The 12197-nt window shown below is 65.0% G+C and carries 9 protein-coding genes; 3 read left to right on the top strand and 6 right to left on the bottom strand.

The window, feature by feature from the left end; translation table 11 throughout:
- Window positions 1-11 precede the first annotated feature (11 nt).
- Complete coding sequence (locus tag BMW87_RS19415) at window positions 12-683, bottom strand: TetR/AcrR family transcriptional regulator (protein ID WP_093078081.1); 672 nt, start codon at window positions 681-683, stop codon at window positions 12-14.
- Between the two features lie 106 nt (window positions 684-789).
- Between BMW87_RS19415 and BMW87_RS19410 the strand changes: the two genes are divergently transcribed.
- Together BMW87_RS19410 and BMW87_RS19405 are read left to right on the top strand one after the other, a co-directional pair.
- A complete protein-coding gene (locus BMW87_RS19410) occupies window positions 790-2412 on the top strand; it encodes a 4-hydroxyphenylacetate 3-hydroxylase family protein (RefSeq protein WP_093078079.1) in 1623 nt (540 codons plus the stop codon).
- 10 nt (window positions 2413-2422) lie between these two features.
- The gene (locus tag BMW87_RS19405; RefSeq protein WP_093078077.1) at window positions 2423-3220 is read left to right on the top strand and encodes an alpha/beta fold hydrolase; all 798 of its coding nucleotides are present in this window, start codon (window positions 2423-2425) and stop codon (window positions 3218-3220) included.
- Window positions 3221-3232: 12 nt separating this feature from the next.
- On the opposite strand, the gene BMW87_RS19400 is transcribed toward BMW87_RS19405, so the two are convergent.
- Window positions 3233-4363: a PQQ-dependent sugar dehydrogenase gene (locus BMW87_RS19400; protein ID WP_093078076.1), complete on the bottom strand. Its 1131-nt coding sequence runs from the start codon at window positions 4361-4363 to the stop codon at window positions 3233-3235.
- Window positions 4364-4604: 241 nt separating this feature from the next.
- Here BMW87_RS19400 and BMW87_RS19395 point away from each other — a divergent pair, with 241 nt between their 5' ends.
- The gene (locus BMW87_RS19395) at window positions 4605-5180 is read left to right on the top strand and encodes a C40 family peptidase (protein WP_093052277.1); all 576 of its coding nucleotides are present in this window, start codon (window positions 4605-4607) and stop codon (window positions 5178-5180) included.
- A gap of 85 nt (window positions 5181-5265) precedes the next feature.
- Here the strand turns inward: BMW87_RS19395 and lpdA are convergent, their stop codons facing one another.
- From lpdA to aceE, 4 genes are read right to left on the bottom strand one after another with little or no spacing between them, the layout of a single operon-like run.
- The gene (gene lpdA, locus BMW87_RS19390) at window positions 5266-7083 is read right to left on the bottom strand and encodes a dihydrolipoyl dehydrogenase (RefSeq protein ID WP_093078074.1); all 1818 of its coding nucleotides are present in this window, start codon (window positions 7081-7083) and stop codon (window positions 5266-5268) included.
- Window positions 7080-7673 carry an MFS transporter gene (locus BMW87_RS19385; RefSeq protein ID WP_093078073.1) on the bottom strand — a complete coding sequence of 198 codons (594 nt, stop codon included), beginning with the start codon at window positions 7671-7673 and terminating at the stop codon, window positions 7080-7082. Before BMW87_RS19385 ends, lpdA begins: the two co-directional genes overlap by 4 nt.
- Window positions 7670-9322: a dihydrolipoyllysine-residue acetyltransferase gene (gene aceF / locus BMW87_RS19380; RefSeq protein WP_093078071.1), complete on the bottom strand. Its 1653-nt coding sequence runs from the start codon at window positions 9320-9322 to the stop codon at window positions 7670-7672. The genes BMW87_RS19385 and aceF overlap by 4 nt, the downstream gene beginning before the upstream one ends.
- Before the next feature lie 49 nt (window positions 9323-9371).
- Window positions 9372-12086 carry a pyruvate dehydrogenase (acetyl-transferring), homodimeric type gene (gene aceE, locus BMW87_RS19375; protein WP_093052289.1) on the bottom strand — a complete coding sequence of 905 codons (2715 nt, stop codon included), beginning with the start codon at window positions 12084-12086 and terminating at the stop codon, window positions 9372-9374.
- Between the last annotated feature and the right edge of the window lie 111 nt (window positions 12087-12197).

The raw sequence follows: 12197 nt of genomic DNA, 5'->3' as shown, positions 1-12197 counted from the left end.
AACAGTTTCTTTCAGGTATCGGTTGAATTGGGCTGAACCGTACCACCGAAAAGACCGGCTTGGCGCGGGCCGCCATCGACGCGTTGCACGAGTTGCGCCACGTAGGCTTTGAACAGCGCATCGGCCGACTGCCTGAACATGCGGATGCGCCCGGTGTGCTGCATCAGCAGCAGGCCGACGCCGTGCGCGAACAGCGAAGTATTTTCCCGCAGGGCGTTGTCCGCATCGAGCCCCATCGCCTGCAGCGCTTCTTCGCACGGGCGCAAGGCCTGGTAGAGATGGTCATTCAGTTCGTGATCGAGCTCGCTGGTCAGGCCGCGCGGGCGCATGCCCTGCACCAGATAGAAGCCCAGGTCGAGCTCGCGCGGGTTCGCGGCATAGAAGTCGAACCACGCCTGGGCCTTGGCGGCGAGCGTCTGGGCGGGGCTGTCCGGCGCCACGGGGGCATCGGCCACGGCCGCCTGCAAGCGCTGTATCGACTCGCCGAGCAAGGCCGCGTAGATCGCCTCCTTGCTCTCGAAGTACGAATAGATCGCGCCCGGCGTGTAGCCGGCCTTGCGGGCAATTTCGCGAATGCTCGCACCTTCGATGCCGGCCTCCAGGAAGACCGCGCGAGCGGCGTCGAGCACGAGCGTGCGGCGGGCGTCGGTGAGCGCCTGGCGGCGTTGGAGCTTGGCGTGCATGGGCGGGACTATAGCCCTTGAATTGATCACAGCTCCAATTTTTTAATCGTTGATTGAAAAATTGAACGATGTTTAAATTTGAGCCAAAACCCAGGAGACAAGCACGATGAACGCCCCGCTCCCCAGCGCCACCCTCATGTCCGGCACCGACTACCGCGAGTCGCTGCGCCGCTACACCCCCAACGTCTTCGTCGACGGCCGCCGCGTCGACAGCGTGGCCGACGAACCGGCCTTCCAGCCCGGCATCAATGCCATCGCCCTCACCTACGACTACGCCCTGAAGAAGGAATACGCGCCGCTGATGACCGCCGTGCAGCACACCAGCGGCAAGCGGGTCAACCGGCTGTCCCACATCAACACGGGCTCCAGTGACCTGCTCAACAAGCTCGAGGCCGTGCGGCTGGTCTGCCAGGAAACGGGCTGCGCCCAGCGCTACCTGACGCACGATGCGCTCAATGCCATCGCCCAGGTGTCGGCCCGCATCGACGACGCCCGCGGCAGCACCGAGCACACCGCCCGCTTCCACGACTACCTGCACCGCGTGCAGGACCAGGACCTGACGCTGGGCGTTGCCATGACCGACGCCAAGGGCGACCGCAGCCGCCGGCCGCACGAGCAGGCCAACGTCGACAGCTACCTGCACGTGGTGGAGCGCAACGCACGCGGCATCGTCATCTCGGGCACCAAGGCCATCGTGACCGGCGCGCCCTATGTGCACGAACTGTTGGTCATGCCCTGCCGCAACATGGGCAAGGAAGACGCAGATTTCGCCGTCTGCTGCGCCGTGCCGCTGGACGCGCCCGGCCTCACCATCGTCGCCCGGCCAGCCGGCCGGCCCGGTGAAAAGCTCGAGCACGGCGATGCGCTTTTCAGCCGCAAGTACGGCCAAAGCACCGGCGTGTGCATGTTCGACAGGGTCTTCGTGCCGTGGGAGCGCGTGTTCTACGCCGGCGAATGGGAGCACTCCGGCCACCTGACCTACAGCTACGCCACGCACCACCGCCACAGCTGCATCGGCGCCCGCGCCGGCTTCGGCGACCTGCTGATCGGCGCCGGCGCACTGATGTGCGAGGCCAACGGCTTCGACCCGGGCAAGGAAAGCCACCTGCGCGAGCAGATGGTCGAGCTCATCACCATCACCGAGAGTTTCTTCGCCTGCGGCGTGGCGGCCAGCGTCTACGGCAAGGCCGACGAGCACTGCGACGTCTTCATGCCCGACCCGGTATTCAGCAACATCGGCAAGCTGCTGCTGGCCACGAAGATCTACGACATGCACCGCATCGCACACTACGTGAGCGGCGGCCTGATCGTCACCCTCCCCGGCCCCGACGAGGATCACAACCCCGAGACCGCCGCCCGCCTTTCGGACGTGCTGCGGGCCAACCCGGCCATTCCCTACGAGCAGCGCATCGAAACAGCCCGCTTCATCGAAGACCTGACGGCTGGCTACCAGGGCGGCTGGTACAGCGTGATCAGCCTGCACGGCGGCGGTTCGCCCGCAGCGATGAAGCAGGAAATCTGGCGCAACTACCCTGTCGGCTCCAAGGTCGAGTTGGTCGAACGCATCCTCGAACGCGGCATCGCGGCCGACGGCTCGCCCGCCGCCGCGCCGCACGACCCGGGCCGTGCCATCACCCGCAACCGCCAGCCCGGCAAATGCTGCGACACCGGCTGCACCACGCCCGGGCAACCCGTGATGGTCGATCTGCCGGCATCGCGGCGCGCCTAGACTCAGGCGGATGAAGATCTTCTCGAAGCGGCTGTGCCTCGCAGCGCTGGGCGTGGGTGCCGCGCTGCTCGTCGTGGCCTGCGGCGGCGTGCGCAAGGCCACGGTGCCGATGGCGACCTCGCTCGAAAAAAGCAGCTGTGCGCGCAGCGATGTCGACACGCTGCTGGTGATGCTTCCCGGCGCGTACTCGACGCCCAACGAGTTCGAGCGCGAAGGCTTCGTCCGCGCCGTCCGCGACAACCGCATCGCGGCGGACGTGATGCTGGTCGACGCGCATCTCGGCTACTACAACAACAAGACCATCCTCGATCGCTTGAGCGCCGACGTGATGGCGCCGGCGCGCAACCACGGCTACAAGCACATCTGGTTCGTCGGAATTTCCCTCGGCGGCTTCGGCGGAATGCTCTATGCGCAGACGCACCCGGGCGAACTCGCGGGGCTGGTGACGCTCGCGCCCTACCTCGGCGAGCGCACGCTTGGCACCGATATCGCCAATGCCGGCGGCCTTGCCAAGTGGAACGGACCGCTTGTCGATCCGGCCGAGCGCCCGCCCCGCACGCCCAACGAAACACAGCTCTGGCAATGGCTGCGCGGCTATGCGGGATTCACGAACACGGCGGGCGCCCGGCCGCCGCTCTATCTCGGCTATGGCGTCGACGACCGCTTTGCCTTCAGCAACCGCTTGCTTGCGGAAGTGCTGCCGGCCGAACGCGCATTCACGACCGAGGGCGGCCACGACTGGCCCGAATGGACTCGCCTCTGGCGCCGCATGCTGCCGACCCTGCCGCTGCCCGGTTGCCCCAGCTGACGGCGCCGCGCTTCAATTCGGCCGCAGGCGCAGCAGCTTGCCATCCGCCTCGTCGGTCAGCACGTAGAGCAATCCGTCGGGCCCCTGCTTCACGTCGCGGATGCGGGCACGGCCCTCGGCCAGCAGCTTGTGCTCGGCCACTACCTTGCCGCCCTTCAATTCGATGCGGTCGAGGTAGCCGAACTTGAGCGAACCCACGAACAGATTGCCCTTCCAGCCCGCGCCATATCGGTCGCTGGTCAGAAACGCCATGCCGGACGGTGCGATCGACGGCACCCAGTAGTGCAGCGGCTGCTCCATGCCGTCTTTGGCGGTGATGCCGTCGCCGATCTTGCCGCCGCCGTAGTTCTCGCCGTAGGTGATCACGGGCCAGCCGTAGTTGCGGCCGGCCTGCGGGATATTGATTTCGTCGCCGCCTTGCGGGCCGTGCTCGGTCATCCAGAGGCGGCCGTCGGGCGCGAGCGTGGCGCCCTGCCCGTTGCGGTGGCCGTAGCTCCAGATCTCTGGCAATGCACCCGCCTCGCCAACGAAGGGGTTGTCCTTAGGCACCGCGCCGTCCTTGCCGATGCGCACGATCTTGCCAAGGTGGTTGTCGAGCTTCTGCGCATCTTCCTTGCGGCTGAAACGGTCACCGAGCGTGAGGAACAGCGTGCCGTCGCGCGCCTCGACGATGCGGCAGCCGAAATGATTGCGGCTCGCCACCTTGGGCTGCTGGCTGAAGATGATCTTCAGGTCTTCGAGCTTCGTGCCGTCGGCCGACAGATTGGCGCGGGCCAGCGCCGTGCTGTTGGCTGAGCCGCCCGCATCGGGTTCGGAGAAGCAAAAGTACAGCGTGCGGTTTTTCTCGAAGCCCGAGTCAGCCAGCACGTCGAGCAAACCGCCTTGGCCGCCCGCCGCGATGGGAGGCAAACCTGCGATGGGTGCGCCGATTTTCCCGTCGGCACCGATCAGTCGCAGACGGCCCGGCCGCTCCGTCACCACGAATCGACCGCCCGGCAGAAAGGCGACGCCCCAAGGGTTTTCCAGGCCCGTAGCCACCGTTTCGGGGCGCATCTGCGCCATCGCATTGACACAAAAACCCAGCGCGGCAACCGCTGCAAAGCGGCAAACAAGAGAAAAGGACGGCTGGATCTGCAAGTTCATGACTTTTCCGGGTAGTTTCGGCGATCTTGGCGAGAAATAGCGACCGAATCCAGCCCGACCGCCTGTTCACCCGAAGTCCGAGGGCCCATTCGCGGTCAACCACTTATGGGCAATAAACGTCCACCGTTACATTTTTTCTTCGGCCGGATCAAAATTTTTCATGTAAATCAATGACTTACAGATGCATTCGCTAATTCTGATTAAATTGACATAACCGCGCGTCATCAATATCCTACGCGCCATGCGTTTTTTCGTCCTACCCGCGTCCCTCCTATTTGCCGTCGCTGTCCATGCGGCCCCCCAACAGGAAAAAACCGATGACGAGTTGGCACGAATGCTCGCCGACAAGGGCATCATCGGGCAGCTCAAGCAGGTTCGCCAAACCGTCACGGAGCGCACCTCCGACCTGGTGGTGACCGCCATCGGTTTCTTGGGCGTCCCCTATCGCCGCGGCGGCAACACCGCCGAATCGGGTTTCGATTGCAGCGGCTTCGTCCGTGCCATGTACAACCAGACGGTCGGCCACATGCTCCCGCGCCGCGCCGAAGAGCAAGCCGCCGCCACCGAGAAGATCGATGCCAGCCAGCTCAAGCCCGGTGACCTCGTGTTCTTCAACACCATGCGCCGCGCCTTCAGCCATGTCGGCATCTATGTCGGTGAAGGCAAGTTCATCCACTCGCCCCGCTCCGGCGCCCAGGTTCGCGTGGAAGACATGAACGGCAGCTACTGGCAACGCCGCTTCGACGGCGCCCGCCGCGTGCTCGGCGGCCCGACGGATGAAGTGAAGGCTGCGGCCGTCGCCAATACCGGCAACTGAGCCTCCCTCCGAATTCAGAACGAAAAAAATCCCGCCTCGGCGGGATTTTTCATGGGCGCTCGATCAGCAGCGCCCTTCTGTCTTGTCAGCTCTTCTTCGCAGGCGGCAGATCGGTACAGGTACCGTGCGCCACTTCCGCCGCCATGCCAATGCTTTCGCCAAGCGTCGGATGCGGGTGGATGGTCTTGCCGATGTCGATCTCGTCCGCGCCCATCTCGATGGCCAGCGCGATCTCTCCGATCATGTCGCCGGCATGCGTGCCGACGATGCCGCCGCCAAGGATGCGATGCGTCTCGGCATCGAACAGCAGCTTGGTGAAGCCTTCGTCACGGCCGTTGGCGATGGCGCGGCCCGAAGCAGTCCACGGGAAGTGGCCCTTCTTGACCTTGATGCCTTCGGCCTTCGCCTGGTCTTCGGTGAGGCCCACCCACGCCACCTCGGGGTCGGTGTAGGCCACGCTCGGGATCACGCGGGCGTTGAAGGCGGCGCTGGAAAGCTCCTTGTCGCCCTTCTGCTCGCCAGCGATGACTTCGGCCGCCACATGCGCCTCATGTACCGCCTTGTGCGCCAGCATGGGCTGACCCACGATGTCGCCGATGGCGAAGATGTGGGGCACGTTGGTACGCATCTGGATGTCGACCGGAATGAAGCCGCGGTCGCTCACGGCCACGCCGGCCTTCTCGGCACCGATCTTCTTGCCGTTGGGGCTGCGGCCCACGGCCTGCAGCACCAGGTCGTACACCTGCGGCTCCTTCGGCGCCTGCTCGCCCTCGAAGGTGACCTTGATGCCCTCCTTCGTGGCCTCGGCGCCGACCGTCTTGGTCTTGAGCATGATGTTGTCGAAGCGCGGCGCGTTCATCTTCTGCCAGACCTTCACGAGGTCGCGGTCGGCGCCCTGCATGAGGCCGTCGAGCATTTCGACCACGTCCAGGCGCGCCCCCAGCGTGGAATACACCGTGCCCATTTCGAGGCCGATGATGCCGCCGCCCAGCACCAGCATGCGCTTGGGGTCGGTGCCCATCTCGAGCGCGCCGGTCGAGTCGACCACGCGCGGGTCCTTCGGCATGAAGGGCAGGCTCACCGACTGCGAGCCGGCCGCAATGATCGCGTTGCGGAACTTGACGGTCTGCTTGCTGCCCGTGGTGTCCCAACTGGTGCCGGAGGTTTCCTCGACCTCGATGTGGTACGGGTCGATGAAGTTGCCGACGCCGCGCAGCACCGTCACCTTGCGCATCTTGGCCATGGCCGTGAGGCCGCCGGTGAGCTTGCCCACCACCTTGTTCTTGTGGCCGAGCAGCTTGGCGCGGTCGACCGTGGGCGCGGCAAAGCTCACACCGAGATCGGCGAAGTGCTTGACCTCGTCCATGACGGAAGCCACGTGCAGCAGCGCCTTCGACGGGATGCAACCGACGTTCAGGCACACGCCGCCGAGAGTGGCGTAGCGCTCGATCAGCACCACCTTCAAGCCGAGGTCGGCCGCGCGGAAAGCGGCCGAATAGCCACCAGGGCCTGCGCCGAGCACGATCACGTCGCACTCGACGTCGACCTTGCCGCCGTAGGTGGATGCCACGGGTGCCGATACCGGAGCCGGCGCAGCCGCCTTCGGTGCCGGGGCTGCAGCCGCTGGCGCAGGCGCCGCCGCTGCGGGAGCGGGCGCCGCGGCGCCGCTCACCTCCAGCGTCAGCACGACCGAGCCTTCCTTGACCTTGTCGCCCACCTTCACGGCCAGCGCCTTCACCACGCCGGCAGCGGACGACGGAATCTCCATCGAGGCCTTGTCCGATTCGACCGTGATCAGCGACTGTTCGGCCTTGACCGTGTCTCCGACATTGACCAGCACCTCGATCACCGCGACTTCGTCGAAGTCGCCGATATCGGGCACCTTGATTTGTTGTTCGCTCATTTGGACACTTTCAGTTTGAGTGTGAGAACGTCGACCGGTGGGGCCGAATTGCGATCGAATTCGCAGGCGGCGGCAATGCCTGCCTCCGCCACGTCGCGCGAGCTGCGCGACTTGATGTCATAGGCCGCGTGCATGGCGCCGAGTGCGAAGCTGCGTCCCGAGCCTATGGCCCAGAACTCCTTGAACTCGAACACCTCGCGGTAGCTGTAGATGCCGTAGATGCCGCTCTGGTTGGCCATCAGCATCGTGAACTGGCTCGACTCGTAGGGCTCGTGCTCGTCTTCCTTGGTCTGCATGAAGAACGTGTCCTTCAGCACCGGATGCAACATCGTGAAGGTGCGGAAGATCTCGTGCTTGCTGCCGAACAGCAGTTTCTCGCGCTCCTGCGCGGCCAGCGCGTGCTGCAGCACCAGGAAGTGCGCGGCGGCGCCGGCCACGGCGAACAGGCTCTGCCCCGCCGCGTCCTCGACGGTGAAGATCTTCTGGTTCGCCTCGGCGCGGTGCGAAAGCCGCGTGTCGCCGAAGGTCACCAGAGAATCGGCTGCCATCGTGACCTGGCCGCCTTTGCGGACGGCCACTACGGTGGTCATAGCAGGATTCGACGGTAGTCCGCGAGCACCTGGCCCAGGTAGGCGTTGAAACGCGCAGCCAGGGCGCCGTCGATCACGCGGTGGTCGTACGACAGCGACAGCGGCAGCGTGAGACGCGGCACGAACTGCTTGCCGTCCCACACCGGCTTCATCTGGCCCTTGGAGAGGCCGAGGATGGCCACTTCAGGAGCGTTGATGATGGGCGTGAAGTGCGTACCGCCGATGCCGCCGAGCGAGCTGATCGAGAAGCAGCCGCCCTGCATGTCGGCCGAGCCGAGCTTGCCGTCGCGCGCCTTCTTGGCGAGTTCGCCCATCTCGGCGCTGATCTGCAGGATGCCCTTCTTGTCGGCATCTTTCAGCACCGGCACCACGAGCCCGTTGGGCGTGTCGGCCGCGAAGCCGATGTGGAAGTACTGCTTGTAGACCAGCTGGTCGCCGTCGAGGCTGGCGTTGAAGTCGGGAAACTTCTTCAGTGCCGAAACCACCGCCTTGATCACGAAGGCCAGCATCGTGACCTTGACGCCCGACTTCTCGTTCTCCTTGTTGGTGGAAACGCGGAAGGCTTCGAGCTCGGTGATGTCGGCTTCGTCGTTGTTGGTGACGTGCGGAATCATCACCCAGTTGCGGTGCAGGTTCGCGCCGCTGAGCTTCTTGATGCGCGACAGGTCCTTGCGCTCGACCGCGCCGAACTTGGTGAAGTCGACCTTCGGCCACGGGATCAGGCCCAGCGCCGCGCCGTCGGCACCGCCACCTGCCGGCGCCTTGGCCGCCGAGGCCTTGGTGCTGGCCTGGCCGCTCATCACGGCCTTGGTGAAGCTCTGGACGTCTTCCTGCGTGATGCGGCCCTTGGGACCGGAACCCTTGACCTCTTCGAGCGGCACGCCGAGTTCGCGGGCGAACTTGCGCACCGAGGGCGAGGCGTGCGGCAGGCTGGCGCTGGGCGCGACCGTCGGCTGGTGGGCCGGAGCGGCTGCAGCAGTCGCCGATGCGGCGGCTGGTGCGGGCGCGCTGGCGGTTGCGGTTGCCGGTGCGGCAGCCGCAGCCTGCGCAGGCGCCGGGGCTGCAGCACCCGCAGCACCTTCGAGCACGGCAATCAGGTCACCGATGTTGACCGTGTCGCCCACCTTGACCTTGAGTTCCTTGAGCACGCCGGCAGCCGACGACGGAATCTCCATCGAGGCCTTGTCCGACTCCACCGTGATCAGCGACTGTTCGACCTTGATCGCGTCGCCCGGCTTCACAAGCACTTCAATGACGGCGACGTCCTTGAAATCGCCGATGTCCGGCACCTTGATCTCGACCGGGCCCGAGGCTGCCGGGGCGGCAGCAGGAGCTGCGGCGGCCGGCGCAGGCGCGGCGGCTGCGGGGGCCGCTGCAGGCGCAGGGGCCGGCGCTGCAGCAGCACCCGCTCCCTCGGCCTCGAGCACGAGCACCACCGAGCCCTCCTTCACCTTGCTGCCGACTTCGACCTTCAGTTCCTTGACCACACCGGCCGTGGACGACGGGATTTCCATCGACGCCTTGTCCGATTCGACCGTGATGAGCGACTGTTCGGCCTTGACCGTGTCGCCCACCTTCACGAGCACCTCGATCACCGCGACTTCATCGAAATCGCCGATGTCCGGCACCTTCACTTCCACTGCTGCCATATCGTTGTCTCCCGCCGTAAGGCGCCGTTCGTTCGTTGGTTGTTGATGTTCAAGCGTAAAGCGGGTTGACCTTGTCGACATTGATGCCGTACTTCTTGATCGCTTCCACCACCTTGGCAACCGGCACGGTGCCATCTTCGCTCAGCGCCTTGAGCGCGGCCACCACGATGTAGTGGCGGTTGATCTCGAAGTGCTCGCGCAGCTTGTTGCGGAAGTCGCTTCGGCCGAAGCCGTCGGTGCCGAGCACCTTGTAGGTACGGCCCTTCGGGATGAAAGGGCGGATCTGCTCGGCATAGGCCTTCATGTAGTCGGTCGATGCGACCACCGGGCCGGTCGAGGCCCCGAGCTGCTCGGCCACGAAGGGCACGCGCGGCGTCTGGTCCGGGTGCAGCAGGTTCCAGCGGTCGGCATCCTGGCCGTCGCGGGTGAGCTCGTTGAAGCTCGGGCAGCTCCACACGGAAGCCGACACGCCCCAGTCCTTTTCGAGCAGCTCTTGCGCAGCGAAGCTTTCGCGCAGGATGGTGCCGCTGCCCAGCAGTTGCACCGTGGGGGCCTTGGCCTTGAGCGCTGGGCCCTGCTTCGACAGGTACATGCCCTTGATGATCTGCTCTTCGGTACCGGGCTGCAGGCCGGGCATCGCGTAGTTCTCGTTGAGCAGCGTCAGGTAGTAGTAGACGTTGTCCTGCTTCTCGACCATGCGCTTGAGGCCGTGGTGCAGGATGACGCCGACTTCGTGCGCGAAGGTCGGGTCGTAGCTCACGCAGTTCGGGATGGTGTTGGCCAGGATGTGGCTGTGACCATCTTCGTGCTGCAGGCCTTCGCCGTTCAGCGTGGTGCGCCCCGAAGTGCCGCCAAGCAGGAAGCCGCGCGCCTGCATGTCGCCGGCCGCCCAGGCCAGGTCGCCGATGCGCTGGAAGCCGAACATCGAGTAGTACACGTAGAACGGCACCATGATGCGGTTGTTCGTGCTGTACGACGTTGCCGCCGCGATCCAGCTCGACATGCCGCCGGCTTCGTTGATGCCTTCCTGCAGGATCTGCCCGCCCTTGTCTTCCTTGTAGTACATGACCTGGTCTTTATCGACCGGGGTGTACTGCTGACCGTGCGGGTTGTAGATGCCGATCTGGCGGAACAGGCCTTCCATGCCGAAGGTGCGCGCCTCGTCCACGAGGATCGGCACCACGCGCGGGCCGAGCGCCTTGTCGCGCAGCAGTTGCGTGAGGAAGCGCACATAGGCCTGAGTGGTAGAGATCTCGCGGCCCTCGGCCGTGGGCTCCATCACTGCCTTGAAGGTGTCGAGCGACGGCACCGTGAAGCTTTCGTCGGCCTTGACACGGCGGTGCGGCAGGTAGCCGCCCAGGGCCTTGCGGCGCTCGTGCAGGTAACGCATTTCCGGCGTGTCGTCGGCCGGCTTGTAGAACGGCAGCTCGGCAATCTGGCTGTCCGGAATCGGGATGTTGAAGCGGTCGCGGAAGGCCTTGATGTCCTCGTCGCTGAGCTTCTTGGTCTGGTGGACCGTGTTCTTGCCCTCGCCGATCTTGCCCATGCCGAAGCCCTTGACGGTCTTGACGAGCAGCACCGTGGGCTGGCCCGTGTGGTTCTGGGCGGCGTGGAAGGCGGCAAACACCTTCTGCGAGTCGTGGCCGCCGCGCTGGAGGTTCCAGACCTCATCGTCGGTCAGGTGCTCGACCATCTTCAGCGTGCGCGGGTCGCGGCCGAAGAAGTTCTTGCGGACGTAGGCGCCGTCGTTGGCCTTGAACGACTGGTAGTCGCCGTCGTTGCACTCCATCATGATCTTGCGCAGCGCGCCGTCATGGTCCTTCTCGAGCAGGGCGTCCCAGCCCTTGCCCCAGATCAGCTTGACGACGTTCCAGTTGGCACCGCGGAACTCGCCTTCGAGCTCCTGGATGATCTTGCCGTTACCGCGCACCGGGCCGTCCAGGCGCTGCAGGTTGCAGTTGATGACAAAGATCAGGTTGTCGAGGTTCTCGCGTGCCGCGAGGCCGATGGCGCCCAGCGATTCCACTTCGTCCATTTCACCGTCGCCGCAGAACACCCACACCTTGCGGTTCTCGGTGTTGGCGATGCCGCGTGCGTGCAGGTACTTGAGGAAGCGCGCTTGGTAAATCGCCATCAGCGGGCCCAGGCCCATCGACACGGTGGGGAACTGCCAGAACTCCGGCATCAGCTTGGGGTGCGGGTAGCTCGACAGGCCCTTGCCGTCCACTTCCTGGCGGAAGTTGAGCAGTTGCTCTTCGGACAGGCGGCCTTCGAGGTAGGCGCGGGCATAGATGCCGGGCGAAACGTGGCCCTGGATGTAGAGCAGGTCGCCGCCGTGGTTTTCGCTCTCGGCGTGCCAGAAGTGGTTGAAACCGGCGCCGAACATGCTTGCCAGCGACGCGAAGGAGCCGATGTGGCCGCCCAGGTCGCCGCCTTCGGCCGGATGGTGGCGGTTGGCCTTGACCACCATGGCCATTGCGTTCCAGCGCATGTAGGCGCGCAGGCGCTGTTCGATCTCGAGATTGCCGGGGCTGCGAGCCTCCTGCGAAGGCTCGATGGTGTTGACATAGCCGGTGTTGGCCGAGAACGGCATGTCGACCGTGTTCTGGCGGGCATGCTCGAGCAGCTGCTCGAGAAGGAAGTGGGCCCGCTCCGGACCCTCGCTCTGGATGACGGAGGACAGTGCATCCATCCATTCACGGGTTTCCTGGGCGTCCGCATCGTTTGCGGCCGAGCCGAACAGGTTCTCGGGATTTGCCGACATGCTTGTCTCTCCTTTTAGGGCTGTGGCGGTAATTTAGTGCGCTATGGGATCAGCGCGGCGGAGTTTCTCATAGAAACATTGGGATTTCAAATAGTGCGTGACGATTTCTTA

Source organism: Variovorax sp. OV084 (genome assembly GCF_900111625.1).
Classification (GTDB): domain Bacteria; phylum Pseudomonadota; class Gammaproteobacteria; order Burkholderiales; family Burkholderiaceae_C; genus Variovorax.
This window is presented reverse-complemented; position numbering and strand designations above follow the sequence as displayed.

What these genes read in the sequence shown, in the direction of transcription:
- BMW87_RS19395 (WP_093052277.1), top strand. Translation starts at nt 4,605, where the DNA reads ATGCGTTTTTTCGTCCTACCCGCGTCCCTCCTATTTGCCGTCGCTGTC.
- aceE (WP_093052289.1), bottom strand. Translation starts at nt 12,086, where the DNA reads ATGTCGGCAAATCCCGAGAACCTGTTCGGCTCGGCCGCAAACGATGCG.
- lpdA (WP_093078074.1), bottom strand. Translation starts at nt 7,083, where the DNA reads ATGAGCGAACAACAAATCAAGGTGCCCGATATCGGCGACTTCGACGAA.
- BMW87_RS19410 (WP_093078079.1), top strand. Translation starts at nt 790, where the DNA reads ATGAACGCCCCGCTCCCCAGCGCCACCCTCATGTCCGGCACCGACTAC.
- BMW87_RS19415 (WP_093078081.1), bottom strand. Translation starts at nt 683, where the DNA reads ATGCACGCCAAGCTCCAACGCCGCCAGGCGCTCACCGACGCCCGCCGC.
- BMW87_RS19385 (WP_093078073.1), bottom strand. Translation starts at nt 7,673, where the DNA reads ATGACCACCGTAGTGGCCGTCCGCAAAGGCGGCCAGGTCACGATGGCA.
- aceF (WP_093078071.1), bottom strand. Translation starts at nt 9,322, where the DNA reads ATGGCAGCAGTGGAAGTGAAGGTGCCGGACATCGGCGATTTCGATGAA.
- BMW87_RS19400 (WP_093078076.1), bottom strand. Translation starts at nt 4,363, where the DNA reads ATGAACTTGCAGATCCAGCCGTCCTTTTCTCTTGTTTGCCGCTTTGCA.
- BMW87_RS19405 (WP_093078077.1), top strand. Translation starts at nt 2,423, where the DNA reads ATGAAGATCTTCTCGAAGCGGCTGTGCCTCGCAGCGCTGGGCGTGGGT.